Origin of the sequence: Pseudoxanthomonas mexicana (genome assembly GCF_046736355.1) — a bacterium.
GTDB lineage: Bacteria > Pseudomonadota > Gammaproteobacteria > Xanthomonadales > Xanthomonadaceae > Pseudoxanthomonas_A > Pseudoxanthomonas_A mexicana_B.
The window spans coordinates 3,147,811-3,174,786 of sequence record NZ_CP157201.1 but is presented as its reverse complement, the minus strand read 5'-3'; the positions used below and the strand labels follow the sequence as shown (position 1 = coordinate 3,174,786).

Annotated in this window: 24 protein-coding genes and 1 tRNA gene; 5 read left to right on the top strand and 20 right to left on the bottom strand. The window is 66.9% G+C overall.

Going from position 1 to position 26,976, the window contains the following annotated elements; genetic code table 11:
• Positions 1–86: 86 nt before the first annotated feature.
• Genes mscL through AAG688_RS14685 form a run of 3 tightly spaced genes read right to left on the bottom strand, consistent with a single transcriptional unit; the run spans position 87 to position 1,586 of the window.
• Positions 87–500: a large-conductance mechanosensitive channel protein MscL gene (gene mscL / locus AAG688_RS14695; protein WP_411835027.1), complete on the bottom strand. Its 414-nt coding sequence runs from the start codon at positions 498–500 to the stop codon at positions 87–89.
• Between the two features lie 60 nt (positions 501–560).
• On the bottom strand, positions 561–1,268 hold the full coding sequence (locus AAG688_RS14690; RefSeq protein ID WP_411832934.1) for a fumarylacetoacetate hydrolase family protein: 708 nt from the start codon (positions 1,266–1,268) through the stop codon (positions 561–563).
• A gap of 45 nt (positions 1,269–1,313) precedes the next feature.
• The gene (locus tag AAG688_RS14685; protein ID WP_411832933.1) at positions 1,314–1,586 is read right to left on the bottom strand and encodes a hypothetical protein; all 273 of its coding nucleotides are present in this window, start codon (positions 1,584–1,586) and stop codon (positions 1,314–1,316) included.
• Positions 1,587–1,678: 92 nt separating this feature from the next.
• On the opposite strand from AAG688_RS14685, the gene AAG688_RS14680 reads away from it, so the two are divergent.
• Positions 1,679–2,002, top strand: coding sequence for a Rieske (2Fe-2S) protein (locus AAG688_RS14680; RefSeq protein WP_411832932.1), 324 nt, complete (start codon positions 1,679–1,681; stop codon positions 2,000–2,002).
• A 12-nt stretch (positions 2,003–2,014) separates the two neighbouring features.
• Here AAG688_RS14680 and AAG688_RS14675 read toward each other — a convergent pair whose 3' ends face one another.
• The 4 genes from AAG688_RS14675 to thiS form a co-directional block, all read right to left on the bottom strand.
• Positions 2,015–3,883: an SLC13 family permease gene (locus tag AAG688_RS14675; RefSeq protein WP_411832931.1), complete on the bottom strand. Its 1,869-nt coding sequence runs from the start codon at positions 3,881–3,883 to the stop codon at positions 2,015–2,017.
• 133 nt (positions 3,884–4,016) lie between these two features.
• Entirely contained in the window at positions 4,017–4,769 is a 753-nt protein-coding gene (trmB, locus tag AAG688_RS14670) for a tRNA (guanosine(46)-N7)-methyltransferase TrmB (protein WP_411832930.1), read from the bottom strand.
• Positions 4,769–5,563: a thiazole synthase gene (locus AAG688_RS14665; RefSeq protein WP_411832929.1), complete on the bottom strand. Its 795-nt coding sequence runs from the start codon at positions 5,561–5,563 to the stop codon at positions 4,769–4,771. The genes trmB and AAG688_RS14665 overlap by 1 nt, the downstream gene beginning before the upstream one ends.
• 65 nt (positions 5,564–5,628) lie before the next feature.
• Positions 5,629–5,829 (bottom strand): sulfur carrier protein ThiS, encoded by a 201-nt coding sequence (thiS, locus tag AAG688_RS14660; RefSeq protein WP_411832928.1) that lies wholly within the window; start codon positions 5,827–5,829, stop codon positions 5,629–5,631.
• A 152-nt stretch (positions 5,830–5,981) separates the two neighbouring features.
• Here thiS and AAG688_RS14655 point away from each other — a divergent pair, with 152 nt between their 5' ends.
• The 3 genes from AAG688_RS14655 to AAG688_RS14645 all read left to right on the top strand — a co-directional run bounded on the left by AAG688_RS14655 (position 5,982) and on the right by AAG688_RS14645 (position 10,082).
• Entirely contained in the window at positions 5,982–7,802 is a 1,821-nt protein-coding gene (locus AAG688_RS14655) for an autotransporter domain-containing protein (RefSeq protein ID WP_411832927.1), read from the top strand.
• Between the two features lie 77 nt (positions 7,803–7,879).
• Positions 7,880–7,953 (top strand) — tRNA-Gly (locus tag AAG688_RS14650).
• Between the two features lie 224 nt (positions 7,954–8,177).
• Positions 8,178–10,082 carry a tyrosine-type recombinase/integrase gene (locus tag AAG688_RS14645; RefSeq protein WP_024889481.1) on the top strand — a complete coding sequence of 635 codons (1,905 nt, stop codon included), beginning with the start codon at positions 8,178–8,180 and terminating at the stop codon, positions 10,080–10,082.
• Here the strand turns inward: AAG688_RS14645 and AAG688_RS14640 are convergent.
• The gene (locus AAG688_RS14640; protein WP_236621744.1) at positions 10,057–10,584 is read right to left on the bottom strand and encodes a LysR family substrate-binding domain-containing protein; all 528 of its coding nucleotides are present in this window, start codon (positions 10,582–10,584) and stop codon (positions 10,057–10,059) included. The genes AAG688_RS14645 and AAG688_RS14640 overlap by 26 nt on opposite strands.
• A gap of 183 nt (positions 10,585–10,767) precedes the next feature.
• On the opposite strand from AAG688_RS14640, the gene AAG688_RS14635 reads away from it, so the two are divergent.
• Positions 10,768–11,061 carry a helix-turn-helix domain-containing protein gene (locus AAG688_RS14635; RefSeq protein WP_081770063.1) on the top strand — a complete coding sequence of 98 codons (294 nt, stop codon included), beginning with the start codon at positions 10,768–10,770 and terminating at the stop codon, positions 11,059–11,061.
• Between the two features lie 19 nt (positions 11,062–11,080).
• Here the strand turns inward: AAG688_RS14635 and AAG688_RS14630 are convergent, their stop codons facing one another.
• The 12 genes from AAG688_RS14630 to AAG688_RS14575 form a co-directional block, all read right to left on the bottom strand.
• The gene (locus AAG688_RS14630) at positions 11,081–11,971 is read right to left on the bottom strand and encodes a LysR family transcriptional regulator (protein ID WP_411832926.1); all 891 of its coding nucleotides are present in this window, start codon (positions 11,969–11,971) and stop codon (positions 11,081–11,083) included.
• A 204-nt stretch (positions 11,972–12,175) separates the two neighbouring features.
• Positions 12,176–14,653, bottom strand: coding sequence for a heavy metal translocating P-type ATPase (locus AAG688_RS14625; RefSeq protein WP_411832925.1), 2,478 nt, complete (start codon positions 14,651–14,653; stop codon positions 12,176–12,178).
• Positions 14,654–14,771: 118 nt separating this feature from the next.
• Positions 14,772–15,350 (bottom strand): cation transporter, encoded by a 579-nt coding sequence (locus tag AAG688_RS14620; RefSeq protein WP_286586775.1) that lies wholly within the window; start codon positions 15,348–15,350, stop codon positions 14,772–14,774.
• Positions 15,347–18,598, bottom strand: a complete 3,252-nt coding sequence (locus AAG688_RS14615; protein WP_411832924.1) for an efflux RND transporter permease subunit — start codon at positions 18,596–18,598, stop codon at positions 15,347–15,349. Before AAG688_RS14615 ends, AAG688_RS14620 begins: the two co-directional genes overlap by 4 nt.
• Positions 18,599–18,608: 10 nt before the next feature.
• Positions 18,609–19,871 carry an efflux RND transporter periplasmic adaptor subunit gene (locus tag AAG688_RS14610; RefSeq protein WP_286586771.1) on the bottom strand — a complete coding sequence of 421 codons (1,263 nt, stop codon included), beginning with the start codon at positions 19,869–19,871 and terminating at the stop codon, positions 18,609–18,611.
• Complete coding sequence (locus AAG688_RS14605) at positions 19,868–21,127, bottom strand: TolC family protein (protein WP_286586770.1); 1,260 nt, start codon at positions 21,125–21,127, stop codon at positions 19,868–19,870. The genes AAG688_RS14610 and AAG688_RS14605 overlap by 4 nt, the downstream gene beginning before the upstream one ends.
• Positions 21,128–21,184: 57 nt before the next feature.
• A complete protein-coding gene (locus AAG688_RS14600; RefSeq protein WP_347942777.1) occupies positions 21,185–21,538 on the bottom strand; it encodes a hypothetical protein in 354 nt (117 codons plus the stop codon).
• 277 nt (positions 21,539–21,815) lie between these two features.
• Positions 21,816–23,420 (bottom strand): phosphoethanolamine transferase, encoded by a 1,605-nt coding sequence (locus AAG688_RS14595; protein ID WP_411832923.1) that lies wholly within the window; start codon positions 23,418–23,420, stop codon positions 21,816–21,818.
• A gap of 131 nt (positions 23,421–23,551) precedes the next feature.
• Positions 23,552–23,890, bottom strand: a complete 339-nt coding sequence (locus AAG688_RS14590) for a lipid-A-disaccharide synthase N-terminal domain-containing protein (RefSeq protein WP_286586766.1) — start codon at positions 23,888–23,890, stop codon at positions 23,552–23,554.
• On the bottom strand, positions 23,887–24,618 hold the full coding sequence (locus AAG688_RS14585) for a glycosyltransferase family 2 protein (protein WP_286586765.1): 732 nt from the start codon (positions 24,616–24,618) through the stop codon (positions 23,887–23,889). The genes AAG688_RS14590 and AAG688_RS14585 overlap by 4 nt, the downstream gene beginning before the upstream one ends.
• 112 nt (positions 24,619–24,730) lie before the next feature.
• On the bottom strand, positions 24,731–25,903 hold the full coding sequence (locus AAG688_RS14580) for a nucleotide sugar dehydrogenase (RefSeq protein WP_286586764.1): 1,173 nt from the start codon (positions 25,901–25,903) through the stop codon (positions 24,731–24,733).
• Complete coding sequence (locus AAG688_RS14575) at positions 25,900–26,892, bottom strand: NAD-dependent epimerase/dehydratase family protein (protein ID WP_411832922.1); 993 nt, start codon at positions 26,890–26,892, stop codon at positions 25,900–25,902. Before AAG688_RS14575 ends, AAG688_RS14580 begins: the two co-directional genes overlap by 4 nt.
• Positions 26,893–26,976 lie beyond the last annotated feature (84 nt).

The following is a 26,976-nucleotide window of genomic DNA, read 5'->3' as shown; positions in this document are numbered from 1 at the left end:
CCTTCTCGCGCTTGCGGGAGAAGGTGGCGCGAAGCGCCGGATGAGGGCGCCTTGCGCGGCACCGCGTACCGGAATCCGGATAGCCCCTATTTCTGCAGCGAATCCCGGATCTCGCGCAGCAGCAGCACTTCCTCGCTGGGCGCGGCCGGTGCTTCCGGTGCGGGCGGCTGCTTGCGGGCAAGGCGATTGACCGCCTTGATCAGCAGGAAGATGGCGAAGGCGACGATGACGAACTGGATGACCGTGTTGAGGAACTCGCCGTAGCCGATCACCACCGCGGGAATCTCGGTGCCGTCCGCCTCCACGCGCGCCGGCGCCAGCGTCCACGCCAGTTGCGAGAAGTCGACGTTGCCGATCAGCCAGCCGATCGGCGGCATGATGATCTTGTCCACCAGCGCGGTGACGATCTTGCCGAACGCCGCGCCGATCACCACGCCGACCGCCAGGTCGAGCACGTTGCCGCGCATGGCGAATTCCTTGAACTCGCTGATCATTCCCATCATCCATCTCCAGGTTGGCCACGGCGCATCGCCGCGCCGCAAAGACTAGCGCAGCCGGGCTCAGCCGGTGATGGCGCCGTGCAGTTCGATCACCCCGTCCAGGCGGGCGACGAAGCGATCGCCCGGCACCAGCGCGGCCACGCCGGCGGGCGTGCCCATGAACACCAGGTCGCCGGCCTTCAGCGCGTACAGCAGCGACAGTTCCTGCAGGATGTCCGGCACGTCCCAGATCAGATCCCGCAACGGCCCGTGCTGGCGCACCTGGCCGTTGACCTCCAGCGTCAGCGACAGTCCCTCCAGCGCCGGTACCTGCGTGGCCGGCACCAGCTCGCTGATCGGGGCGGAATGATCGAAGCCCTTGCCGGTATCCCACGGCAGGCCCTTGGCCTTGGCCTGGCCCTGCAGGTCGCGGCGGGTCAGGTCCAGGCCGACGCCGTAGGCGATCACCAGCGCCTGCGCCTGTTCGCGCGCCAGCGGCCCCGGCGGCGCGTCGGCGCCGAGCGCGGCGACCAGTTCGACCTCGTGGTGCAGATCCTGCGTGCCGGGCGGATAGGGCACGTCGGCGTTGCCGGTGACGATGGCGTCGGCCGGCTTGTGGAAGAACACCGGCGTGCCGCGCTCGGCGCGCGAGGCCGGCGCGGCGGCGCCCATCTCGCGGGCATGGTCGGCGAAGTTGCGGCCGACGCAGAAGATGCGGCGCACCGGGAAGGTGCCGCCGCCGCGGACGGGCACGCGCGGCTGCGCGGGAGCAGCGATGATGTCGGTCATGTCATCGGCCGGCCGGGCCGGCGGCGAGGGAAAGAGCCGGCGAGTTTATCGCGACAGCGGCAGCACGGGCTTGCGCACCACGCGGTACTCGCCCTCGACCGCGCCGTCGCGCGCGACCGGCTTGCGGCGCTGGCTGACCAGCTTGTAGACCAGGCCGGCGGCGATCATCGCCGCGCCGACGAACAGGCTGAAGAACACCAGCACGCCCAGCAGCACCAGGCCCAGCAGGCCCAGGGCCAGGCGCAGCAGCGGATGGCGCGGCTTGCGCGGGGCGAAGGCGGCGCGGAAACCGCTGAAGTGGAAACTGCGGGCGGACATCATGGCGAGGGCGTCGTGTCAGAATGTGGCAGGAGCCGATGCGGGCAGTATCGGATGACACAAATGTGACTGTGTGAGGACTTCGTTAAGCCATGTCGCTGATTCGCCTCGATGCCTTGCAGGACGGCGGTTTCGCCGAAGTCGAGGCCAGTCTCGACGGTGACGCCGAATCGCTGATCCTCTACCGCGACGGCGACACGGTGCGCGCCTGGCTCAACGTCTGCCCGCACGCCGGCCGCCGGCTGGACTGGGCGCCGGGGCAGTTCCTCAAGAGCCGCGAGGGCCATCTGGTCTGCGCCGCGCACGGCGCCAGCTTCGAGGTGATCCACGGCCAGTGCGTGGCCGGGCCGTGCCGCGGCGACAACCTGCGCGCGGTGCCGGTGGCCGTGGTCGATGGCGAGGTGCTGCTGGCCTGAGCGCTTGCCGCCTCAACCGGCCCGCCCGCCCCACCAGAACATCAGGTTGACCATCACCACCACCACCAGCGTATAGATCAGCGACAGCGGGCCGCCGACGCGCCAGAGCTGGCGCGAGGTGTAGTTGGCCGGGCCGGTGATCATCGAGATGATCGGGTTGGAGGCGCTCATCAGGTTGTTGGAGGCCGACAGCGCGACGATCAGCGCGAACGCGGTCGGGTTGCCGCCGGCGGCCAGCGCCAGGTTGATCGCCATCGGCACCATCACGATGGTCGCGCCGACGTGGCTGATCACCAGCGAGAACGCGGTGGTCAGCAGCGCCACCGCGATCTCCAGCACCCACACCGGCATGCCTTCGGGCAGGCGGTCGACGGTGTGGCCGGCGACCCACGCCGCCGCGCCGCTGCTGTCCATCGCCCAGCCCAGCGGGATCAGCCCGGCCATCAGGAACACGGTCTTCCAGTTGATCGAGGCGTAGGCCTCGTCCATGCGCAGCACGCCGGTCAGCAGCATGCCGGCCACGCCGGTCATCAGCGTCAGCGACACCGGCAGCCTGGAAGTCAGCGCGATCAGGATGGTGATGGCGAAGATGGCCATCGCGATCTTGAGCTTGTGCGGCCGCTGCTCGCCCTTGGGGTAGTCGGTGACGACGACGAAGTCGCGGCTGCCGGCGGCCTGGTGCAGGTCCTGCCAGATGCTGTGGAACACCAGCATGTCGCCGGCGCGCAGCTGCACGGTGCGCACGTCCTCGCGGATGACCTTCTTGTCGCGGTTGATCGCCAGCAGGCTGATGCCGTTCTGCTTGCGCAGGCGCAGCTCGCGCGCGGTCTTGCCGATGAAGCGCGAGGTCGGCGGGATCACCGCCTCGGAGATGCCGGCGCGGCTGGGGTTGAACAGGTCGCCGAAGTGGCGCAGCCGCGAGGACATGCGCAGGAAGTGGTTCTGCGCGAAGTCGGCCACCGCCTGCCGCGCGCCCATCACGCCGAGCACGCTGCCGACCCAGATGCGCATGTCCGCCGGCGGCGCCAGCCGGGTGTCGTTGCCGGTCTGCAGCGCCAGCATCAGCGGCGCGTCGTGCATCGCCTCGGCCTCGCCCAGCGACATGCCGACCAGCGGGCTTTCGGCGGTGACGACCAGCTCGAACACGTCGCCCTCGATGCCGTAGGTGTGGGCGAAGTAGCTCTCGGTGCGCGCCGGGGTGACCACGCCGTCGTCCTGCTCGGTCTCCTGCCTGAGCTTGCGGTCGCCGTAGTAGCGGAAGTACAGCAGCGAGGCGGCCAGCAGCACCACGCCGATCGGCAGCGGCGCGAACATCCGCAGCGGCTCCAGCGTGGCCAGGCCCGAGGGCAGGTTGTTGTTGGCCGAGATCAGCAGGTCGTTGAGCAGGATCAGCGGCGAGTTGCCGACCATCGTCAGCGCGCCGCCCATCACGATGGCCGCCGCGATCGGCAGCAGCAGCCGCTGCAGCGACAGGCCGCTGCGCGCGGCCAGCCGCGAGGCCACCGGCAGGTACAGCGCCATCACCGACGGGTTCTGCATGATCGACGAGTTGAGGCCGGCGATGGCGGTGGTCATCAGCAGCAGGCGCTGCTCGATGCCGTGGCCGCGGCGCAGCAGCCACGAGGCCAGCCGGTTCAGCGCACCGGTGCGGTCCAGCCCGGCGCCGAGGATCATGGTGGCGATGATGCTCATCACCGCGTTGCCGGAGAAGCCGCCGAAGATCTCCTCCGGCGCGATCAGCCCGGTGATGCCCAGCACCACCAGCACCACCAGCGCGACCAGGTCGGCGCGGATGCGCTCGAACAGGAACATCGCCATCGTGAAGCCGACCAGCCCGAGGACGAGCTTCATGTCGGTGGTCAGCGTCAGCGCGTTGTCCATGGCCGCCGGGAATGGGGAATGGAGAATGGAGAATGGGCAAGGCGGCGATCCATCGCCTGCGCGGCGGATTCAGGGCGCGGCAAGACTCCCGTATGGATGGAAGGAGGCGGCAGGATCATGGCCTGTCCATTCCCTATTCCCGATTCCCCATTCCCGGCTTGTCGTAGAGCAGATCCCACACCCCATGCCCCAGCTTCCGGCCGCGCGTCTCGAAATGCGTCTGCGGCCGCCAGGGCGGGCGCGGCACGTGCCCGCGCGGGCCGGCGCGGTTGCGCAGGCCGGGGGTGGCGTCGAGCACGTCCCACATCTGCTCGGCATAGTCCTGCCAGTCGGTGGCCGCGTGCAAGCGCCCGCCGGGGCGCAGCTTCTCCGCCAGCAACGCGGCGAACGCGGGCTGGATCAGCCGGCGCTTGTTGTGGCGCTTCTTGTGCCAGGGGTCGGGGAAGTAGATGCGCACCTCGTCGAGCGCGCCGTCGGCGATCTCGTTGCGCAGCACCTCGACCGCGTCGTGGTGGTAGAGGCGCACGTGATCGGCGCCGTCCTCGGCCAGCGCGTTGAGCAGGCGGCCCACGCCGGGGGCGTGCACCTCGATGCCGATGTAGTCGCGCGCCGGATCCTGCGCGGCGGCGAAGCGCAGTGCCTCGCCGTTGCCGAAGCCGATTTCCAGCACGCGCGGCGCGCGGCGCCCGAACGCCGTATCGAAATCACGCAACCGGCCGGTGTAGTCGAGGCCGAAGCGCGGCCATAGCGTATCGAACGCGCGCTGCTGCGCCTCGGTGAAGCGGCCCTGGCGCAGCACGAAGCTGCGCACCTCGCGCCGGCCCCCGGTCGGGGCGAAGGGCTTGGGCGGCGCCTTGGCGCCGGGGCTGGTGAACGGGTCGGTCATCAGCCGATGAGGCCGTCGATCGGGCTGGACGCCGAGGCGTTGCGCCGGCGCGGGATGCGCCCGGCCAGGAACGCCTCGCGGCCGGCCTCGACCGCCTTGCGCATCGCGCTGGCCATCAGGACGGGATTCTTCGCGCCGGCGATGGCGGTGTTCATCAGCACGCCGTCGCAGCCCAGTTCCATCGCGATGGCCGCGTCCGAGGCGGTGCCGACGCCGGCGTCGACCAGCACCGGCACCTTGGCGTTCTCGACGATTTCCAGCAGGTTGTACTTGTTCTGCACGCCCAGGCCCGAGCCGATCGGCGCGGCCAGCGGCATCACCGCCACGCAGCCGATCTCCTCCAGCCGGCGCGCCAGGATCGGGTCGTCGCTGGTGTAGACCATCACCTGGAAGCCGTCGGCGACCAGTTGCTCGGCGGCGGCCAGGGTCTGCACCACGTCCGGGTACAGGGTCTTCGGATCGCCCAGCACCTCCAGCTTGACCAGGGTGTGGCCGTCGAGCAGTTCGCGCGCCAGCCGGCAGGTGCGCACCGCGTCGGCGGCGGTGTAGCAGCCGGCGGTGTTGGGCAGGAGGGTGTACCTGTCCGGCGGCAGCACGTCGAGCAGGTTGGGCTCGTTGGGCGACTGGCCCAGGTTGGTGCGGCGGATGGCGACGGTGACGATCTCGGCGCCGGCGGCCTCGGTGGCCAGCCGCGTCTCCTCGAAGTCCTTGAACTTACCGGTGCCGGTAAGCAGGCGGGAACGGTAGGTTTTTCCCGCTATCACCAGCGGGTCGGTGGGGGTGGCGTGCGACATGCGGCGATTATCGCCCAAACCCGCCGGCAAGCGGCATCCGCGGCGGGAAGGGTCGGTGCCGCGCTTCAGCCACCGCCCAGCGCGTGCACGATCTCGACGCGATCGCCATCGCGCAGCGCATGGGTCGGGTGCTGTCCGCGCGGGACGATCTCGCCGTTGACCTCGACCGCCACGCGGCGGCCGGCCAGGCCCTCGTGCATGAGCAGGGTGGCGAGGGTGCAGGGCGTCGGCAGCGAATGCGGCTGGCCGTTGAGCTGGATGTCCATGCCCGCCATTGTCGCCGCTGCCGGCGGCGCTGTCAGGCCCGGATGCCGCAATGCAGCGTGAAGCGCGGCGGGCTTGGTGGAACGATGCGGGCCATCCGCTGGCGTACGGCCCGCGCGACATCCCTGCAGTTCCCTTCAGCCGTGGAGTTTCCATGAAGCCGTTCCCGATGCCCGTCCGTTCGCTGCTGGCCGCCTCGCTGGCGCTGGCGGCGCTGCCCGCCTTCGCGCAGGGCCAGCCGTATTCCAAGACCGTGTTCTTCGGCGACAGCCTGACCGACTCGGGCCATTTCCGTCCGGCGCTGGTGCAGAGCGGCGGTCCTTCCGCGGCCATCCTGGGACGCTTCACCACCAACCCGGGCCTGGTCTGGTCCGAGTTCCTGGCCGACTACTACGGCACCTCGGCCAACAGCGCCAACCAGGGCGGCAGCAACTACGCGGTCGGCGGCGCGCGCACCGGCACCGGCGGCAGCGGCGCGCTCGGGCCGATCCCGTCGATGACCACGCAGCTGTCCAGCTACCTGGCGGCCAACGGCGGCCGCGCCGATCCCAACGCGCTGTACACCGTCTGGGGCGGCGCCAACGATCTGTTCGCGGTGGTCGCCGGCGCGCCGGCGCAGGCCACCATCGCATCGGCGGTCACCTCGCAGGTCGGCATCGTCGGCGCGCTGACCCAGGGCGGCGCGCGCTACATCCTGGTGCCCAACATCCCGGACCTGGGCCAGACCCCGCAGTCGCTGGCGATGGGCCCGGCCGCGGCCGCCGCCGGCACGCAGCTGGCGACCACCTACAACAACGCGCTGTACGGCGGGCTGGCCTCGGCCGGCCTGCGGGTGATTCCGCTGGACACCTTCAGCTTCCTGCGCGAGATCACCGCCTCGCCGGCCGCCTACGGCCTGACCAACGTCACCGGCATGGCCTGCGGAGCGACCAGCTCGGTGCTGTGCAGCCCGGCCAACTATCCCGCCGGCGCGGCGGAGAGCTACCTGTTTGCCGACGGCGTGCACCCGACCACCGGCGCGCACCGCATGCTTGCCCAGTACGCCACCTCGGTGCTGGAGGGGCCGCGCCAGATCGCGGTGCTGCCGCACGTGGCCAGCGCGATCGGCCGCGGCCGCGCCGAGCGCGTGGCCCACCACGTCGAGGGCCGCCCGCAGGCCGACGGCGTGCGCTGGTGGGGCGACCTGCGTGGTGATTTCCTGCGCTACGACCACGGCGACAACTTCGACGGCGCCGCGCCGGCCGGCACCTTCGGCGTGGACTGGTCGCGCGGTTCGATGGTCTATGGCGTGTTCGGCGGCTATGGCCGCAATGCGCAGGACTATGGTCGCCGCGGCGGCAGCTTCGACCAGAGCGACGCCACGCTCGGCGGCTTCGCCGGCTGGTATGGCGAGCATGCCTGGTTCAACGTGCAGGCCAGCTACAGCCAGTTGTCCTACGACATCGATCGCGAAGTGCAGATCGGCCCGGTCACGCGCCGCCACAGCGGTTCGCCGGACGGCAGCAACATCGGCGTCGGCGTGGCCGGCGGCTTCCAGTTCGGCGACGGCGCGCTGCGCCACGGCCCGGTGGCGAGCGTGCTGGCCCAGCGCATCGAGATCGACGGCTACACCGAGAGCAACCCGTCCGCGACCGCGCTGGTGCACGGCGACCAGGAATTCGATTCGCTGCTGGCCAGCGTCGGCTGGCAGTTCGACTACAGCATCCACGACCACCTGCGCCCGTACGCGCGGCTGACCCTGGATCGCGAACTGGAGAAGCTGCCGGAGCAGGCGTTCGCGCAGTTGCAGACGATGCCCGGCGTGGCGCCGTACGCGGTGCCCGGCGTGGAATTCGATCGCAGCTACGGCACCGCGGTGCTGGGCGCGCGCACCTCGCTGTTCGGCCTGCACGCCGACCTCGGCCTCAGCACCACGGTCGGCCAGAAGGGGGGCACCAACGCCGGCGCGTTCCTGACCCTCAGCGGCAGCTTCTGAAAACCCCGCGCGCACCGGCCGCCGCGGCCGGTGCGTTGCGCATCCGCCGCGGCCCGGCATAGACTTCACCATGCCGCGCGGGTGTAGCTCAATGGTAGAGCTGTAGCTTCCCAAGCTACTGACGAGGGTTCGATTCCCTTCACCCGCTCCAGTTTAGGTTCCATGGAAATCCAAGGAGTTCCATAAACCCCTGTCAGCCAAAGGACTTTTTGCTAGGCAGGCGTCCAGTGAGAGCCACCGAAAGCCACCCGAAGCCACGACTTTTAAGTCCAAGCTTAAGTCCAAGTAAGCGGGTTGGTTGAGGTCCGGTTTGTTGCTGGGGCGGAGCGGGCCATGCGAAGAGGATCTGACTCCTGACTCTGTTCAGGAGCAGACATGGCACTCACCGATGCAGTCGTCCGGCACGCCAAGGCGACCGGAAAGGACTACACCCTCCCTGACTTCGACGGCCTCACGCTGTCCGTCTCCGCGGTCGGCACCAAGGCTTGGTACTTCCGCTATTACTGGCTGGGTCGGCAGAAGCGAATGTCCTTGGGGCACTACCCCGAGATCGGCCTGCGCGAGGCGCGCATCGAACGGGACAAGGCGCGCGCCTTGGTCGCCAAGGGCATCAACCCGCAGCGTCAGCGCACGAAGGATCGGCGCTTGGCGACCGATGCCGAGCAGTACACGTTCCAGGCCGTCTACGACAAGTGGTTCGCGTTCCGCCAGCAGAGCCGTCTGAAGAAGACCGGGCGCAACGTCACGCTCGGGACGCTTCCACGCATCTTCAGCAACGACGTCCTCCCATCGCTGCGCAAGCGCTCGATCTACGAGATCAACCGCGCTGACCTACTCGAAATCGTCGGGCGGATCGAGAAGCGCGGTGCCCCGTCGATCGCCGAGAAGGTCCGGACCTGGCTCAACCAGCTCTTCCGGTACGCGCTGGTGATCGTACCCGGGCTGGAACGCAATCCGGCCTCCGACCTGGATGTGGTCGCCATGCCGGCGCCGCCCGTGCGCCACAACCCGTTCCTGCGCATGCCCGAGGCACCCGAGTTCCTGCAGCTGCTGCGCAAGTACCCCGGCCGGCTGCAGACCCAGGTCGGCGTCCGCATGCTGTTTCTGACGGGTGTGCGCACGGGCGAGCTGCGGCTGGCGACCCCGGATCAGTTCCACCTCGATGACGCTCTGTGGATCATCCCGCCGGACGTGGTCAAGCAGCTCGAACTGAAGATGCAGAAGGAGAACCTGCGCACGGAGGATATCCCGCCCTACATCGTGCCGCTGTCGGTGCAGGCGGTCGAGATCGTCCGGCACATGCTCGACCGGTTCAAGAAGTCGCAGAAGTACCTCTTCCCGGGCGCCAAGAGCCTGAAGCAGCGCATCAGCGAGAACACGCTCAACGGCGCGATCAAGCGCCTGGGATACGCAGGTCGGCTCACGGGCCATGGCATCCGCGCCACGATCTCGACGGCGCTCAACGAGCTGGGCTATCCGGACAAGTGGATCGACGCGCAGCTTTCCCACGTCGACCCGAACCCGGTCCGTCGAACCTACAACCATGCCGAGTACGTCGACCAGCGCCGGCACATGATGCAGGACTGGGCCGATCGACTGGACCTGCTCGAACAGGGCGAGGTCGAGGCGGCCTGCAGCCCTCTGAACATTCAACTGGAAGGCTTGCCCGTCCTGGAGGCTGGCATGAGCCTGCCGGCTCCGCCGGCGACCGCGGGAATGCAGAAGCTGGTGCTGTCCACACCCGCTGCCGTTGCCGCTGCGCCGCAGCCCGTCCAGGTGCAGCCCATCTCCGTACGGCGCCTGTCCGCGGTGCGGGTGCCCAAGACGGAGCCGGCCATCTCCAATGTCCAGCGCGAGCGCATGATCCTGCTCGACATCCTGGAATCGCCCCACAACCTCTCCGTTGCCGACTACGCCAAGCTCGCCGGCAAGTCGCGTCGCTGGATCACCTACGAGGTCACGGCCGGGAACCTGTTGTCGATCAGCCTGGGCAATCGCGGGCAGCGCGTGCCGGACTGGCAGCTCGACCCGCTCAAGCGTCGCCTGGTCCAGACCGTCCTGAAGCAGACGGCGCGCGGCGTGGACCCGTGGGAGATCTATCACGCGCTCATGCAACCGTGCGCCGAGTTCGGCGGCGAGTCCGCCGTCGAAGCGGTCACCGCCGAGAATCTCGGGGCAGCGGTCAAGGCGGTTTGCCGCACGCTCGCCATGCAGGTGTTCGATGGCCCTGTTCCGCACCGCGAGGGCTATCGGTCTACGCGACCGTCTGCCCTCGTTTGAAGAAGCGGTCGATCGCTGGAGAGTCGGCGCGCTCGGGCCGGATCAGATGGGTTCCGACCCGGTATGTGCTGTCCGCCAGCGAACGCATGACGACACCCCAGTTCCGCGACCGTTCGAGGAGCGGTCGCGGAGCGATGCCGACCCCATAACCAGCCGCCACCTGTACGGCCATCAGCGCAAACGAGGTCGACCGATAGGGAATAGCTGGCTGCGGGCCGAACAACGCTTCGCAGGCGCGTGGGCAGCACTCGAACAAGGTGTACGGTCGGAGCTTGTCCACTGGAACCGCCGGATAGCTGAGCAGGGGTGATCGCTCTGGTAGGGCGACGGCCAGTTCATCCTGCCAAAGCAGGTCGGCCCGCAGGTGCGGCGCCGGCGTGTCTGCCATGACTATCCCGATGTCGTAGCGGCCATCCGCCAATCCCTCGAAAAGACTGGCCTCGGATGCCTCGTGCACAACGACGGATGTTTCCGGCTCCTCAGCCCGCTGCAGGGCAAGCAATGATGCCAAGCGTGGCGACGACGGCACGCAGGATGTGACGCAGAGCTTAAGCGCAGAAGCTCGACAAAAGGCTTGCATGAAGGCCCGTTAGGTCATGGCTTGAAGCGATTGTCGCAACCGCCATCATAAAATGAGTTAAATTTACCGTGGTTTAACTTAGCGCGCTGAACGACGCTTTTGCCGATGCAGAAGCGCTCCGTCCAGCGAGGCCGCCCGGTCGGCACGACCACCTACGAGCCTGAGCCCGCGTTGGCGTTCGGACAGGCTGTTCGCGCTGCACGCCTGGAGCGAGGGATCGCCCAGGAAGAACTTGCAGCGGTGGCGGAAATCGATCGTTCGCACATCGGCAAGATTGAGAGGGGCGAACATATGCCAACCTTGGCGTTGATCCTCAAAATCTCAAACGCGCTGCGCATGAGTGCGGCTGATTTGATGTCGACGACAGTAGCTAACCTGCAATCGGGCAGAAAAACCTAAGCCCAAGTGTCAACCCGGTTTAACTGTCCGGATGGGCGTGCAGGTACGTGAGGAACTGCTGTAATGCGACGCACGGCTCGTTACCCGCCAGGTGCAGCAGATAGGTTGTGAGCACGGCTGATTCGCTGGCTAGCGGTCGGACCACGATGTCTGGATGTTTGCAGAGCGCCATGCGGGTGGTGCTTGTAAACCCGACGCCGTAACCTGCAGATACCAGCGTGAGCATCATGTCCGACGAGCGTACATGCTCGACGACTTTCAGATCCTGCTCCAGCGTGCGAAGCAGCAGCGTCAGTTCGCGAGAACATCCCTCGTAGGTCTGCGGATCACACATGACCAGCGGATATCGGGCCAGTTCCTCGAGGGGTATCTCCTTGTACGCCAGCAGTGGGTGGTGCGTCGGGATCGCCGCGAGCAGCGTGTCGCGCCAGACGGGCTCGGCGCAGATGCCGTCCCCGACGTTGGCGGTATGCGCAAAGCCTGCCCTGAAGTCCCCCGCGCGAAGCCCCCGCAACTGTTCCTGCAGAGGTACTTCGCAGATACGTATCTCGATCTCTGGCGCATCTTCCCGAAAGCGCGCCAAGATCTCGGACAGGCGGGGGTCGATGGCGCCATCTGAGATGGCGATGCGCAAGCTCCCGCGATATCCGGTCGCGATCGCCCTGACGTTCTCGCCAGCCTGTTCTAGGAGCGCCAACACCCGACGAACTTCGTCGAGGTAGACGGAACCTGCTGCGGTCAGACGGGTGCCCATTCGATTGCGATCAAAGAGCACCACGCCTAGATCTTCTTCCAGCTCCTTGATTGTCCTCGACAAAGGAGATTGCTCGATGTGCAAACGCTCGGCTGCGTGCGTGAAGTTCAGCTCCTCACCTAGAACGACAAAACAGCGAAGGTGTCGCAGTTCCATAGGCCATACTCCGAGTCAACCTCGAAACCTTCCTATGCATGGTTGAGCTTTCATTGCCTGAACCGCTGCATCATTCATGGGTAGTGCCCCGGTTGTGGATCAGTCGCGACGAGTTGGCCAGGATGCCGATATCCGGGATGGATTGAAGCGCCGCCGCGTAGAAGGCCACCGCAGCAGTACGATCAAAGTGCAGTCGATGTTTGGCTATGTCGTGCGTGGGTCGCGATATGCGAGCAACCTGAGCGCATTGAACACCACCAGTAGCGTGGACCCCTCATGGATGGCGACGGCCGGGCCGATGCCCAGGCCGAAGATCGTGGCAGGCACCAGGAATGCGACGATGCCGAGGCTGACGTAGACGTTCTGCCGGATCACGCCGCGGGTATGCCGGCTTAGGCCCACCGCGAATGGTAGGTGGCGCAGGTCGTCGGCCATCAGCGCGACGTCGGCGGTTTCCAGCGCAACGTCGGAACCGGCCGCGCCCATCGAGATGCCAACCGTGGCATTGGCCATCGCCGGCGCGTCGTTGACGCCATCGCCGACCATCGCGACCTTGTCCTGCTCGCGCAGCTTGCGGATGGCCTCGACCTTGTCCTCGGGCATCAGGTCGCCCCAGGCTTCGTCGAGGCCCACTTCCGAGGCGATCGCCTCGGCGACGCGCTGATGGTCGCCGGAGATCATGATCATGCGCGTGATGCCGAGCGCGCGCAGTTCCTTGAGCGCCTCCGGCGCACCTTCGCGCGCGGTGTCGAGCAGGCCGATGGCGCCTAGGTCGCGCGTGCCTTGTCTGACCACCATCGAGGTGCGGCCGGCCTCGCGCAGCTGCGCGATGGCGGCCGTCGCGGACTCGCCCAGCGGCGCCACGCCGTCGGTGCCGAACATCTCGGCCTTGCCGATCCATACCGTCTCGCCGCCGAGCGTGGCCGTGACACCGCGACCGATGAGATTTTCCAGGCCGCCGGCGGCCGGGATCTCGCGCCCGCCGAGCCGTTCCCGACCATCCCGGGCGATGGCGGCGGCCAGCGGATGATCGCTGAGCGACTCGACCGCGACCGCGACGGTAAGCAGTTCCTCCTCCGTGACACCCTCCACCGTGACAACGTCGGTGATGCGAGGCCGGCCTTCGGTCAGGGTGCCGGTCTTGTCGAAGGCCATCGCGTTGAGCGAGCCTAGTTCCTCCAGCGGTGCGCCTCCTTTGATCAGCACGCCACCGCGTGCCGCGCGGGCGATGCCCGAGAGCACGGCGCTGGGTGTGGCGATGGCCAGCGCGCACGGACTGGCCGCCACGAGCACGGCCATCGCGCGGTAGAAGCTGTCGCGGAAGGGCTCGTCGACGACGACCCAGGCGAACAGCAGCAGGAAGGCCAGGACCAGGACCGCGGGCACGAAGATCCGCTCGAACCGGTCGGTGAATCGCTGGGTCGGTGACTTGCGTGTCTCGGCCTCGCTGACCATTTTCACCACGCGCGCCAGCGCCGAATCGCTGGACTTGCGCGTGACCTCTATCTCGATCGCACCGCTGCCATTGATGGTGCCGGCGAACACGCGCGAAGCGGCATCGACGCCGTCGGGCCGCGCCCGCGCCGTCGCGGGGTCGTCCACGGGGCGCTTGTCGACCGGAATGCTTTCGCCGGTCACCGGCGCCTGGTTCACGCTGGAGGTGCCGAGCACGAGGAAGCCGTCGGCCGGCATGCGCTCGTTGGGCTTGACCAGCACGATGTCGCCGACGGCGAGTTCCTCGACCGCGATCTCCTGCACCTGCCCACCGCGACGCACGACGGCCGTGTCGGGCGCCAGTTCGGCCAGCGCCTCGATCGCGCGCTTGGCGCGACCCATCGCGTAGTGCTCGAGCGCGTGTCCGAGGCTGAACAGGAACAGCAGCAGCGCGCCCTCGGCCCATGAACCGAGCGCCGCGGCGCCGGCGGCAGCGACCAGCATCAGCGTATCGATCTCGAACCGCTTCATGCGCAGGTTGTCGATCGCCTCGCGCAGCGTGTAGACGCCGCCGAAGAAGTACGCCGCGACGTAGCAGGCGAGCGGGAGCCAGCCAGGCGCACCGGCGACCAGCTTCTCGATAGCGTACCCGGTGATCAGTAGACCGCCGCAGACCAGAGCGAAGATCAGCTCGGTGTTCGGGCCGAGCAGGCCGCCGTGCGCGTGCCCTTTGTGATCGCCGGCTTCATGATCGTGGTCGTGATCCCCTTCGGCATGGGCATGCTGTTCCTTGGCCGGTTGCCCACGCGGCACCACCTTGAGTTCCGCCAGCGCCTTCCGCAGGTCCTGCTCCGAGGTTCGCTCACGGTCGAACTCGATGGCGACCCGGCCCGCGGCACTGGCCTCGGCTTCCAGGACGCCCGGCAGCGCCCGCAGGCGCTCGCCGACCGTCCGCGCCCGGCGCTGGTGGACGATGCCGTCCACCTCCCAGGAGGCGTGGCCGTAGCGACCGCTGATCTCAGCGCCAGCCCCCTCGACGATCTCGCGGATGCGCGCCAGCGGAAGCATCTCGGCGTCGTAATGGATGCACACCTGCGCCGGCGTTCCATCCTCGCCGTCGCGGACGTGGACCTGCTCGATGCCGTCGCGGCCTTCGAGCTCGCGGATGAGGCGCCCGACGCAGGCATCCGCCTTGTCTGGAACATGAGGGAGCAGGATCTGAAGATCCAGGCGCAGTTTCTCGGTCATGGTGTTCTCCGTGAATCCGTGGGAGATGTAATTCGTTGACGATCAACCCGTTGGCGCAGACGGAGGTGCCGCGGTCCATGGGGGGTATTGGGTGCTTGGAGTCCTAGCCGTCGCAGCTTCATGTCCTGACCTCTTGACGCACGTTGCGCAGGATTTCGACGCCGCCAAGAGATGCGACTACGGCGATCAGCGCACCTGCCACCAAGTCCGGCCAGGGCGAGCCCAGCCACAGCACCAGCGCACCGGCGACGATCACGCCGCCGTTGGAGATGAAGTCGTTGAAGCTGAAAGTCTCCGCGGCCTTCATGTTGACGTCGTCGGACCGCATACGGCGCAACAGGACTAGGCACCACAGGTTGATTACGGCCGCAACCAGCGCCAATCCCATCATCACCGGGCCCAGTGGCTCGGCTCCGTACAGCCAGCGCCTGACCACGTCCGCCATCACCGCGACCGCGAACAGCAGCAGCATCACACCAGAAACAGCCGCCGCCCCGCGTTTCCACGCGGGACGGCGGTCGATGGCGAGGTAGCTCAACAGATAGACGGCCGCGTCCGATCCGTTGTCGACGGCATTGGCGAGCAGGGCGCTGGAGTCGGCCATCCAGCCGGCCACGCCCAGCCCGACGAACAACGCCAGATTCCACAGCAAAACCTGCCGCAGGACGCCTTTCTGCCGGGCTGGATCGAGCATCATGTCGCGTGCCGCCTGGGTCGATGCTTCGCGGTCGCGCGAGCAGCGAAGGTGGGCAGCACGAGCAGCGTCAATACCGTTGCTGTGATCAACCCACCGATGACCACGGTCGCCAGCGGTTTCTGCACCTCGGCGCCGGAGCCGGTGGCGATCGCCATTGGGACGAAGCCGACGATGGCCACCAACGCGGTGGTCAGCACCGCCCGCAGGCGGTTGGCGGCACCGGTCGCCGCCGCTTCCAGAGGCTCGTCCCCCGCGGCTAGGCGTTCACGGATGGCCTGCATCAGCACCAGGCCGTTGAGCGTCGCAACGCCGGAGACCGCGATGAAGCCCACCGCCGCGGACACCGAGAAGGGCATGCCGCGCACTAGCAGCGCCAGTATGCCTCCGACCAGCGCCAGCGGGACGCAGACGAAGACCAGCGCCGCCTCACGGATGGTGCCCAGTGCCATATACAACAGTGCGCCGATCATCAGGAACACGACCGGGATCACCAGCGCCAGCCGCGCCTCGGCACGCTGCAGGTTCTCGAACTGCCCGCCCCAGTCAAGGTAGACGCCGCTGGGCAGAGACACATCGGCCACGGCTGCTTGCGCCTCCCCGACGAAGCCGCCCAGGTCACGGCCACGGACGTTGGCCTGCACCACGATGCGACGGCTGCCGTTGTTGCGGCTGATCTGGTTGGGTCCTTCGCTGACCTCGATGCGCGCGACCGAGGACAGCGGCACCACGGTGCCGTCGGGAGCTACCACGGGCAGTGCAGCGAGCCGGGCTGGATCATTCCGAGCGTCTTCATCGAGCCGAACTACCACGTCGAACCGGCGGTCGCCCTCGAAGATCTTGCCGGCGGCAGTGCCACCAATGCCAGTTGCCAATGCCTCGCTGACGTCCGCTGCGGTCAAGCCATACTGTGCGGCAGCGGCATGGTCGACCCGCACGGTGAGCGTCGGCAGGCCCGACACCTGCTCCACGCGCACGTCCGCCGCGCCGTCGATGCTGCGGAGCTTGAGCGAAATCTGGTCGGCGATCGGCTGCAGGACGTCGAAGTCGTCGCCGAACACCATCACAGCCAGGTCCGTGCGCACGCCGGAGATCAGTTCGTTGAAACGCAGTTCGATCGGCTGGCTGAACTCGAACGCATTGCCGATCTGGTTGCCGACGATGCCCTCAAGTCGGCCGATCAAGTCTTCCTTGCTTAACGACTTGTCTGGCCACTCGGATTTCGGCTTGAGTACGATCACGCTGTCCGAGATGTTGGTCGGCATGGGATCGATGGCCGCCTCCGCCGTACCAGTACGGGAGAAGACCGTCTTCACTTCGGGTTCGCTGGCGAGGGTCTTCTCCAGGGCCAGTTGCATCGCCAGCGACTGCTCCAGCGAGGCGGAAGGGACTCGCAGGGCCTGCATCGCCAGGTTGCCCTCGTCGAGGGTCGGCATGAACTCCCGGCCCAGCGAAACGAATGCCGTGAAGCCGATCGCAAGCATGGCGACCGCGCCGAGCAGGACCGCGCGGGGCCGCGCGACCGCAGCGCGGATGACCGGCTCGGCCTTGCCGCGTACGAAGCGGATGATGCGGGTCTCGTGTTCGCCGTCTTGTCCGCCTTGGTGCCCGCGTTCCTTTTCGTGCGACGGCGCATGTCCGGGCCGGGGCTTGGGATCGCGCACGAACAGGGCGGCCATCGCCGGCACGAAAGTGAAGGAGAAGATGAACGCTCCGACCAGGGCGAGCATGAAGGTCGCGGCCATCGGCTGGAACGTCTTACCCTCGACGCCTTCCAGCGTGAGGATCGGCGCGAACACCAGCAGGATGATGAGCTGGCCGAACGCGGCCGGCCGCACCATCTTGCGCGCCGCCTGGATCGCGACGCCCAGACGCTCCCCGGCGGAGAGCGACCGTCCCAGTTCGGCCTGCTTCTGGCCGAGCATCAGCAGCGTGGCTTCGATCACGATCACCGCACCATCGACGAGGATGCCGAAGTCCAGCGCGCCCAGGCTCATCAGGTTGCCGCTGATCCCGAAGCGGTTCATGCCGATCACCGCGAACAGGAACGACAGCGGGATCACCAGCGCGGTGATCGCCGCGGCGCGGATGTTGCCGAGCAGCAGGAACAGCACCACGATGACGAGCAGCGCGCCCTCGGTGAGGTTCCTGGCGACGGTCTTGATCGTGGAGTTGACCAGCATGCTGCGGTCGAGCACGGGTTCGGCGACGATGCCCGGAGGCAGGGAGCGGTTGACCTCGGCCAGACGCTCCGCCGCTGCCTGCGCCACCGTGCGGCTGTTGCCGCCGGCAATCATCAGTGCCGTCCCGAGCACCGCTTCATGGCCGTCGCGCGTGGCGGCGCCCAGCCGCGGCGCCTGTCCCAGCTCGACACTGGCCACGTCCGAAACGCGGATCACCACGCCGCCGCGATTGGCGACCGGCGACTGTGCGAGGTCGTCGACCGTCTGCGCCAGGGCATCGGCCCGGACGATCAGGCCTTCGCCGGCACGCTGGACGAAGCCTGCGCCGGCCTGGACGTTGGCGCGTTCCAGCGCTTGCACCAGATCGCCCAGGCCAAGACCGTAGGCGGCCAGCCGCTCGGTGTTCGGGCGGACGGCGTATTCCTTGACGTAGCCGCCGATCATGTCAACGCCCGCCAGGCCCGGCGTCGTGCGCATCTGCGGCGCGATGATCCAGTCCTGCACCGTGCGCAGATAGGTGGCGCGTTCTTTCGCCGTCGCGAGCCGGTCGCCCTCCGGCGTGAGATAGACCTCGCCGGCCTGCCATCCGGGCGTGTTCGGCTTGCCGACGTTCTCCGGGTCGAACGGGACGAAGTCCACCGTCCACATCAGCACCTCGCCGAGGCCGGTGGTGACCGGCGACATCATCGGCACCACGTCCTCGGGCAAGTCTTCCTGCACCTCGCGCATGCGCTCGGCCACTTGCTGACGTGCGAAGTAGATGTCGGTCTGGTCGGTGAAGATGGCGGTGACCTGCGAGAACCCGTTGCGCGAGAGCGAACGCGTGCTGGTCAGGCCGGGGATGCCGGCCAGCGCCGTCTCAAGCGGGTACGTGACCTGTCGCTCGATCTGGCCTGGAGCAAGTGCGGGTGCGATGGTATTGATCTGCACCTGCCGATTGGTGATGTCCGGTACCGCGTCGATCGGTAGCTTGCCGAGCTGGAACAGGCCATACGCCGCGATGACCGCGGCGACGAAGACCACCGCCCAGCGGAAGCGCACCGCCGTTTCAATGATGAGTTTGAACATGGCGGGGTCCTCAGTGGCCGTGCTCGGCCTCGCCCTTGGCGAGTTCGGCCTTCAGCAGGAATGCGTTGGTGCCGGCGACGCGCTCGTCGCCCGACAGCCCGTTGAGGATCTCGATGCGCCCGCCCGCGCGGCGACCGGCGAGCACCGGGGTCGCACGGAAGCCCTTGCCGTTGTCGGCCACGAATACGACCGAGCGGCCCTCCACGGTTTGCACGGCGTCGGCAGGCACGGTCAACGTGTCGTCTTTGGCCGCCGCGACCACGACGCCGGACACCGGCGTACCTGCCGGCGGCAGCGGGCCGGATTCCGGGCGCGCACGGATGATCGCCATGCCACCCTGCTCGCGGACATCGGCGGCGGAGCCGATCACGATGGCACTGAAGCTGCCGTTCGTGCCGGTGACTTCGATGCGCGCGCCGGGTTCGACTTGCGCCGCGAGCGCGGGCGGGGCGGAAAACACGAGTTCTGTCTGCGCTGGATCGGCCACGTTGGCCACGATGTCACCCGCGGCGACGAAGCCGCCGGGCGTCACCTGGACCGCGCCGACCACGCCTGGTACCGAGCTGGTAATGGTCACGCGCCCACCTGCGTTCGGCGAGCCGGCCGCGACGACCTGGGCTGCGGCCGCACGGGCCGCCGCTTCGGCCGATAGCGAGCGTGCCCGCGAGGCTTCGAGTTCCTGTTTTGCGACCACGCCCTGAGTTACCAGCGCCTGGTCGCGCTGATACACCAGCCGTGCCGCTTCCGCTTCGGCGCGTGCCGCATCCGCATTCGCACGCATCGTTGCGGCTTCGCCGCTGACAATCACTGCCAGAGGCTGGCCGACGCGAACCCTGGTGCCGGGTGCGACGATGACGCGCTCCACGCGACCACCGATGGAAGCAGCAACGGCGGCACGTGCGCCAATAGCGGGCTCGACACGTCCACTCAGGCGTGTCTCGCTGCCACCACCGCGACCAACGGCAACCACCTGGATACCTGACGCTTCGATCTGCTGCTGGGTCAGGGCAACCAGGCCCTCCTCGCTCTCGGTCGCTTCATCGCCATGGTCGTCATGGCTGTCTTTCTCGTCATGGCCCCCTTCGGCGCCGTGATCTGCATGGCTTTCTTGTGTCTGATCGTCACCGTGCGATCCATGGCCGTCATCATCGGAGTGGGCAGCATGGGACGCTCCGGCATCTTGGCTGCTGGTGAGCCTCGCAAGGCCGAAGCCTGCGACGAGGGCGACCAGGAGTGCGGCGACGTAAATCAGCCGCCTAGTATTTGTTTTCATCGGGATTCTCCGAACGGGGCGCGGCCTTCCAGGAGCGCCAGGTCGATTTCGGCAAGAACGCGCGCGATCCGCGCGTCCACGGCGGCATTGCGCGAGGCGATCAACGCCGAGCGCGTGCTGCGAAGTTCAAGTTGCGAGATTCGGCCAGCCTCGAAACCGACGCGGGACAGGCGATAGGCCTCCTCGGCAGCTGCGACACCGCTATCGGCGGCGCGTGTCCGGCTGTTCGAGGCGGCTAGCGTGGCCTCTGCGGCCAGTCGCTCCGCCCGTACCTCCTGTTTCTGCGCGATCAGCCGGGCCTCGGCGGCCCGCTGCTCGGCATATGCGGCTCGAATGCCACCCCGATTGCGATCGAACAGTGGAATGGTCAATTCGAGGCCGACCGTAAATGCCTCATCGTTGGTTTCCCGGAACCGGGTCCTGCCAACGGCGGCGCTGACATCCGGAAGCGCGCGACGCCGTTCGACCGTCACCAGTCGGCTCGCGGCATCGAGTTCGGCCTGTGCAACCCGGACGGCGAGAGGATCGTCTGCACCGACTCCGGTCGGGTTGGAAGTACGGTCCAACAGGCTTGCACTGATGGCTTGGACGGGTCTTTCGAGCATGGCGATCGCCGACAACCGCGCGAACGCACTGTCGCGGAGGGCCTTGGTTTCATCGAGTGCAGCCCTGGCGGCCTCGACCTCGCTCTGTGCCTGGACACCGCGCAGGGTCGCCTCGCGGCCCTGTTCGACCATGGCCGCGACCCCGCGCGCGTCCTGCTCGGTCAGCGATAGGGCCTCAGCAGCGAGGTCGTAGCGTCGTGCTGCGGCTTCGGCCTCGGCATAGGTCAGTGCCAACTGGCCCGCGACCTGCCAGCGAGTCTGCACGCGCCGAAGGTCCGCTGCGTTGGCCTCGGAACGCGCCGCCTGGATTCGGGCGGAGCGTTGGCCAAACAGTTCAAGGGGCTGGTTGATCGACAGCGTCGTTTCGCCGTTGCCGGTACCGTTGTAGGGGCCGGTGCCGTAGACGTTCTCTCGGCTGTAGGCGATTGAGGGATTGGGAAGGGCGCGGGCCTGCTCCGCACGGGCGGCAGCTGCGTCATAGACGGCATTGGCTTCGAGCGTCGACGGCAGCGCGTCGAGCCGGGCAACTAAATCATCGTAGGACGGGGCGGTCTCGACGACAGTGTCGTTCGCCATTGAAGGCGACGCCAATGCCAAGACAGCCACGGCCAGTCCGACCGCGATGAGCGGCCGTCCAAGCGGCGTAAACATGGGAACTCCGGAAGCAAAAGTTGACGTGGGAACCCGTCAGAACGGGCACTGAACACGTCAGCCTCGCGGAGGCCTCAGGGGTCCTTCGGATATTCCGGATGCGGGAGGATCATCCTGCGATACAGCCTGAACGGCGCGCACGGCGTCGTAGCCCACAGTCGTACTGGATGGGACGTTTGCTGTCGAGTGATGGCAATGGCCGTGGGCGCAGACGCCGTGGGCGTTGCTGGAGTCATCCCCCTTGCCGGCATCGTCGCTTGGCGATGACGCATGGTCATCCAATGCAATCGCCGTATGCGTATCGAGCGATTCGAACGAGCAAGCGAACGCATCGGCGATAGGCAAGATCACCAGCACTGCGACCAGCAGTGCGGCAATGGTGCTTCTCAGCTTGACGAGTGTTCGATGCATCGGCGAAACATACCAGTCAAAGCTCCCCGGACACAATAACAAGCTGCCTTCCCCCTATAGAAATCCAACAGGGCCGCCAGCGCCTTGCTCAGGCCTCCCCAAAACTCTTGCAAAACCGAGGCTTGGCCGGCCTGCCGCACCGACTCGCCCAGCATGCTGGCGTGCTGATCTAAAGGGTAATCTTTGGGGTCTATTCAGCTAGAAACTATGAGCCCTTCTCCGGGGGGGCTGGGGATCGAAGGAATGGCCGGTCGAGAATGTGCTCCTTCCAAAGCCCTCATGGGGCGATCTTCGAGTCGATGCACTCGGAAAAGACGTCTAGGTCAGGGTCATAGACTGAAGACCGGACTTGCATGAGACCAAGTACGGAGTGAAACAGGTTGTCGTGGCTGAGCGAATTGCCCGCCTGACGCTTGACGCAGCGCACATCGATGCCAGCGTTGTCGCGCATTCCCGGAGAAATCCACACCACCATCGGCACCTTGATCTGGGTTTCCGGTGCGATCGCGTAGGGGAAGCCGTGCAGGTAAAGGTTTCCTTCACCTAGGGACTCGCCGTGGTCCGAGAGATAGATCATCGCGGTATCGTGCGATCGATCCTGCGCAAGCATCCGGATGGTCCTTGCCAGAAAGTCATCGGTCTCCAGGATGGCGTTGTCGTAGGCGTTGACGATCTCTTCCCGGCTGCATTTTCCGAGGTCCGGGCTCCTGCAGTCCGGGACGAAACGTCGCAGCGACGGCGGATATCGCTTGAAGTAGCTGGGGCCGTGGTTCCCGAGTTGATGGAGCACGACGACGACATCGCCCGGATTGTCGTCGATGGCATCGTGCAGTCCCTGCAGCATCACGGCGTCGCGGCACGCCTGATCGTCGCAAAGCGGGTCGGCGCGCGGTTCACGGTATGACTCGAACGCCAACCCGGCGCATACGCCCTTGCACCCGGTCTGGTTGTCGCGCCAGAGCGTCCTGATGCCTGCGCGCTCCAGTACATGCAGCAGGGATTCGGATCCACGGATGAGCTGCTGGTCGTAGTTCCGCCTTCCGGTGGCCGAGAACATGCACGGAACCGAGACCTCGGTGTTCGATCCGCAGGCCGTGACATCCGTGAAATTGATGACGTCCAGTGACGACAATTGCGGGGTCGTCTGCCGGCGGTAGCCGCTCAGTCCCCAGTTCTGGGCGCGGACGGTTTCGCCGACCACGATCACCAGCAGGTGGGGCTTGGTTGACGGTCCGTGGCCCACCAGTCGCGCATCGGCCCCGATGACGCGGCGGGGTGCATCCGCCACGCGCGCGTCTTCCCCGAGAACCCGGGGGATCGAGACGAGATAGTTGCCTGGCGCGATCAGGTAGCGCAGGGATTTGTGGTTCCGCATCAGTGACGACAGGTCGTCAAAACACGTCGCCAGCACCAGTCCGGTCAGCGCGATGACGGCGAGCAGGAACACCAGACGGCGAGCCAGACTGCGCTTCCACCCGTACGTCCTGATCTGCGTCCACCAGACGAGCGCCGAGGGCAGAACGCCCAGGGCGAGCACGGACAACGCCAGGCCCGGCGTCAGCAGCTCAAGGGCCTCCGCCGTATCGGTTCGCAGTACGTTCCGGATCATGCTGGGATCGAGATGGACCCCATAGCGATCCGCAAAGTAGGCGGCCGCCGCAGTCGCCATCAGAAGCAGCGTCAGCAGCGGTTTGACCGTCCAGCGGTTCAGTACGAGCCCGAGCAGGATCGCATGCAGGCCCGCGATCGCGAGACCGGCGCTGGCGAGCAGACGCCAGCTGCCGGGCTGATCCAGCACGCCCGTTTCCCTGACGCCCGACCAGAATGCCCCGTTTGCGGTGGCGACGAAGAACACGCTTGCGATGGCGATGAGGCCTTCCACGCTGATCGAGGGCCTGAGCCCCGCAAGCCGTCGATCAGCCGAGGAGTACAGGAGTCCCTGCGTCGCCGCTGAAAGCTCCGGCCTGCTCGGTCCGCGGCCTCCCTTTTGCGTTCTCCACAGTCGATGGCCGGTCACGGCAGAGCACCGTGATCCGGGCCGGAACCGTGTCCGCTGCGCGGGCGCAGATCCAGATAGAGACTGTATGCCGCAGTGAAGGCCGGCAGCAGGTTTTGCAGCACGCCGACCGCATCCTGCTTGTTTGAAAACAGGAAGTAGGCAAGGGCCATGAGGCTTCCAGCCAGGCTCATGTACCAGAACAGGCGGGGAATGACCGGCCTGCCGGCACGCCGGCTCGCCAGGAACTGGACGACCCAGCGGGCACCGAACATCAGCGCGCCGGTCACTCCGATGAGCTTCCAAGGTGTCAGGACGATCCCGATCCAGGCGAGCCAATCGATGGGGTCGTTCATGGCCGGGCCTCCTGGACGGGGCGGCTGCGCGCGCGCACATGGCGTGCGACGAGCCACGACACGCCAAGCAGGTCCCGGATGCCCACGAGCGCCCGTCCGAAGTTGGTGTACTTGGACCTTCCGGCTCCCCGGGGACGGTGGTTCACCGGCACGCTGACCGTGCGCCAGCCCGCCCGCTGCATGAGCGCGGGCAGGTAGCGGTGCATGTGGTTGAATGCGGGCAGCGAAAGGAAGGCTTCCCGCTCGAACAGCTTGATCCCGCAACCCGTATCCGGTGTGCCGTCGTGCAGGAAGCTGCGCCGGATGCGGTTGGCCAGCCGTGACGCAATCCGCTTGGCCGGCCCGTCGTTGCGCGTGACGCGCCAGCCGGCGATCAGCTTCACGTCCGACGGCGATTTCTCTAGGTGAGCGATCAGCTTCGGGATGTCGGCGGGATCATTCTGGCCGTCGCCGTCGAGTGTCGCGATCCATGAGCCGTATGCGTTCTGCACGCCGGTCAGCAGGGCGACGCTCTGTCCATAGCACGCTTCGTGCTGGATTAGTCGCAACTCGGGGATCTCGTTCTTCAGCGCCAGGACCACCTGCGCGGTGCCGTCGCTCGAACCGTCGTCGACGCAGACGATGTCGAATGCAACGCGGCCATGCAGGTGCTGCGACACTTCGCGCACCAGCGACGCGATGTTGTCGCGTTCGTTGAGCACGGGGATGACGACAGAAAACAGATTCATGGGAGGGGTCTCGGTGTTGTGGGTGTAGTGGATCCGCCGTTATGAAGTCCCCTCTTCTCCCTCATCGGCGGGAGAGACGGAGCCGAGCAGCTTCGTTGCGACATCGCCATTTCTAGCGATCCACGCCGAACAGATCGCGGCTGTAGACTTTTTCGGCCACATCAGCCAGGTCTGCGTTCAAGCGGTTGCTGACGATCACTTCGCTGCGGCGCTTGAACTCGGCCAGATCACCGATCACTTCGGAGTTGAAGAACGCAGGCACGTGCAGCAACGGCTCGTGCACGACCACCTCCACGCCTCTGGCCTTGAGCCGCTTCATCACACCCTGCACGCTGCTGGAGCGGAAGTTGTCGCTGCCGGCCTTCATCACCAGCCGGTGGATGCCGACCACGCGCGGCTTGCGGCGCAGGATGTCGTCGGCGATGAAATCCTTGCGCGTGGTGTTGGCATCGACGATGGCGCGGATCAGGTTCTGCGGCACATGGCGGTAGTTGGCCAGCAGTTGCCGGGTGTCCTTGGGAAGGCAGTAGCCGCCGTAGCCGAACGAGGGATTGTTGTAGTGATCGCCGATGCGCGGGTCCAGGCATACACCGTCGATGATCTGGCGCGTGTCCAGCGCATTGATCGCGGCGTAGGTGTCCAGCTCGTTGAAGAAGGCCACGCGCATCGCGAGGAAGGTGTTGGCGAACAGCTTGATCGCCTCGGCCTCGGTGTTGCCAGTCAGCAGTACGGGGGCACCCTGACGCGTGCTGGCGGCCAGCAGCAGGTCGGCCAGTTCGCGTCCGCGTGCCGAGTGTTCGCCCACGACGATGCGCGACGGTTCGAGGCTGTCATGCAGCGCCGAGCCTTCGCGCAGGAACTCGGGCGAGAACACGATGTTGTCCGTGCGCAGTTCCCGTTTGAGCGAATCGGTGAAGCCAACCGGCACGGTGGATTTGATGACGATCAGAGCTTTCGGACACAGCGCCGTGACATCGCGAGCCACGGTTTTCACCGAGTCGGTGTCGAAGCGGTCGGTTTCCGGGTCGTAGTTGGTCGGCGTGGCGACGATCACGTAGTCCACGCCCGCATACGCCTGGCGTGCATCGCTCGTGGCGTGCAGGCGCAGCGGATGGTTGCGCAGGTGCGCTTCGATGCCGGGATCGGCAATCGGTGAGGTGCGGTTGTTGATCGCCGCCACGCGTGCCGTGTCGATGTCCAGCACGGTCACCTCGTGATCGCGTGCCAGCATTACCGCGTTGGCCAGACCAACGTAGCCGCCGCCTGCTATGGCAATGCGCTTCATGCGGCGGCTCCCGCCGGGTGGCCGTAGTAATCGCGGTGCCAGGCGACGAAGCGTTCCAGCCCCTCGGCAAGACTGGTGCGCGGTGCATAGCCCAGATCGCGTGCGGCCAGCGAAATGTCGGCGCGCGTGCTCAACACATCGCCCGGTTGCATCGGCAGCAGGATGCGTTTGGCGGATCGGCCGAGCAGGCGTTCGAGATGGCTCACCATCGCGTCCAGCCGCTCGGGACGGTCATTGCCGAAGTTGTAGACGCGGTGCGGCGCGTCGCCGTCGGTGAGAACCGGCTCGCTTTCCAGCAGGCGCACGATGCCATCCACCACGTCATCGACGAAAGTGAAGTCGCGTTCCATGTCGCCGCCGTTGTAGAGGTCGATGGCCTCGCCGCGCAGGATGGCGTTGGTGAACTTGAAGTACGCCATGTCCGGGCGGCCCCACGGGCCGTAGACGGTGAACAGGCGCAGGCCGGTCATCGGAATCCGGTACAGGTGCGCGTAGGCGTGACCGATCAGCTCGTTGGCCTTCTTGGTGGCGGCGTACAGCGACACCGGAGTGTCGGTGCGGTCCTCCAAGCAGAACGGCTGCTTGACGTTGGCGCCATAGACCGAGGACGAGGAGGCATAGACCAGATGCCGCACGCCGTGGCGGCGTGCGCCTTCGAGCACGGTCAGGAACCCGGTGAGGTTGCTGTCGATGTAGGTGAACGGCGCGTCGAGCGAATAACGCACGCCGGCTTGTGCGCCCAGATGCAGGATCGCGTCGAAGCGGTGGGCATCGAACAGTGCGGCCATCGCTTCGCGGTCGGCCAAGTCGATACGTTGAAACGTGAAGCCGGGCTGGCCTTCAAGCTGCGCAAGACGGTCGTGCTTGAGCGCCACGTCGTAATAGGTGTTGAGATTGTCGATGCCGAGCACGCGATGCCCGTTCGCCAGCAGGCGGCGTGCGCTGTGGAACCCGATGAACCCGGCTGCGCCGGTCAGGAGGATGTTCATGCGATGCGGCCTTCGCTCGCATTCGATGTCCGATGCCTAGCCGGCAGGCACGTCGCAGCCGGAGAGCCAAGCGTTCTTGAGACC

Excerpts from the sequence above, each read along its gene's own strand:
- AAG688_RS14620 (WP_286586775.1), bottom strand. The coding sequence starts at position 15,350 with ATGATGCTCGATCCAGCCCGGCAGAAAGGCGTCCTGCGGCAGGTTTTG.
- AAG688_RS14610 (WP_286586771.1), bottom strand. The coding sequence starts at position 19,871 with ATGAAAACAAATACTAGGCGGCTGATTTACGTCGCCGCACTCCTGGTC.
- AAG688_RS14655 (WP_411832927.1), top strand. The coding sequence starts at position 5,982 with ATGAAGCCGTTCCCGATGCCCGTCCGTTCGCTGCTGGCCGCCTCGCTG.
- AAG688_RS14645 (WP_024889481.1), top strand. The coding sequence starts at position 8,178 with ATGGCACTCACCGATGCAGTCGTCCGGCACGCCAAGGCGACCGGAAAG.
- AAG688_RS14635 (WP_081770063.1), top strand. The coding sequence starts at position 10,768 with ATGCAGAAGCGCTCCGTCCAGCGAGGCCGCCCGGTCGGCACGACCACC.
- thiS (WP_411832928.1), bottom strand. The coding sequence starts at position 5,829 with ATGGACATCCAGCTCAACGGCCAGCCGCATTCGCTGCCGACGCCCTGC.
- AAG688_RS14615 (WP_411832924.1), bottom strand. The coding sequence starts at position 18,598 with ATGTTCAAACTCATCATTGAAACGGCGGTGCGCTTCCGCTGGGCGGTG.
- AAG688_RS14580 (WP_286586764.1), bottom strand. The coding sequence starts at position 25,903 with ATGAAGCGCATTGCCATAGCAGGCGGCGGCTACGTTGGTCTGGCCAAC.
- AAG688_RS14685 (WP_411832933.1), bottom strand. The coding sequence starts at position 1,586 with ATGTCCGCCCGCAGTTTCCACTTCAGCGGTTTCCGCGCCGCCTTCGCC.
- AAG688_RS14590 (WP_286586766.1), bottom strand. The coding sequence starts at position 23,890 with ATGAACGACCCCATCGATTGGCTCGCCTGGATCGGGATCGTCCTGACA.
- AAG688_RS14680 (WP_411832932.1), top strand. The coding sequence starts at position 1,679 with ATGTCGCTGATTCGCCTCGATGCCTTGCAGGACGGCGGTTTCGCCGAA.
- AAG688_RS14585 (WP_286586765.1), bottom strand. The coding sequence starts at position 24,618 with ATGAATCTGTTTTCTGTCGTCATCCCCGTGCTCAACGAACGCGACAAC.
- AAG688_RS14625 (WP_411832925.1), bottom strand. The coding sequence starts at position 14,653 with ATGACCGAGAAACTGCGCCTGGATCTTCAGATCCTGCTCCCTCATGTT.
- AAG688_RS14600 (WP_347942777.1), bottom strand. The coding sequence starts at position 21,538 with ATGCATCGAACACTCGTCAAGCTGAGAAGCACCATTGCCGCACTGCTG.
- trmB (WP_411832930.1), bottom strand. The coding sequence starts at position 4,769 with ATGACCGACCCGTTCACCAGCCCCGGCGCCAAGGCGCCGCCCAAGCCC.
- mscL (WP_411835027.1), bottom strand. The coding sequence starts at position 500 with ATGGGAATGATCAGCGAGTTCAAGGAATTCGCCATGCGCGGCAACGTG.
- AAG688_RS14690 (WP_411832934.1), bottom strand. The coding sequence starts at position 1,268 with ATGACCGACATCATCGCTGCTCCCGCGCAGCCGCGCGTGCCCGTCCGC.
- AAG688_RS14665 (WP_411832929.1), bottom strand. The coding sequence starts at position 5,563 with ATGTCGCACGCCACCCCCACCGACCCGCTGGTGATAGCGGGAAAAACC.
- AAG688_RS14630 (WP_411832926.1), bottom strand. The coding sequence starts at position 11,971 with ATGGAACTGCGACACCTTCGCTGTTTTGTCGTTCTAGGTGAGGAGCTG.
- AAG688_RS14675 (WP_411832931.1), bottom strand. The coding sequence starts at position 3,883 with ATGGACAACGCGCTGACGCTGACCACCGACATGAAGCTCGTCCTCGGG.
- AAG688_RS14575 (WP_411832922.1), bottom strand. The coding sequence starts at position 26,892 with ATGAACATCCTCCTGACCGGCGCAGCCGGGTTCATCGGGTTCCACAGC.
- AAG688_RS14605 (WP_286586770.1), bottom strand. The coding sequence starts at position 21,127 with ATGTTTACGCCGCTTGGACGGCCGCTCATCGCGGTCGGACTGGCCGTG.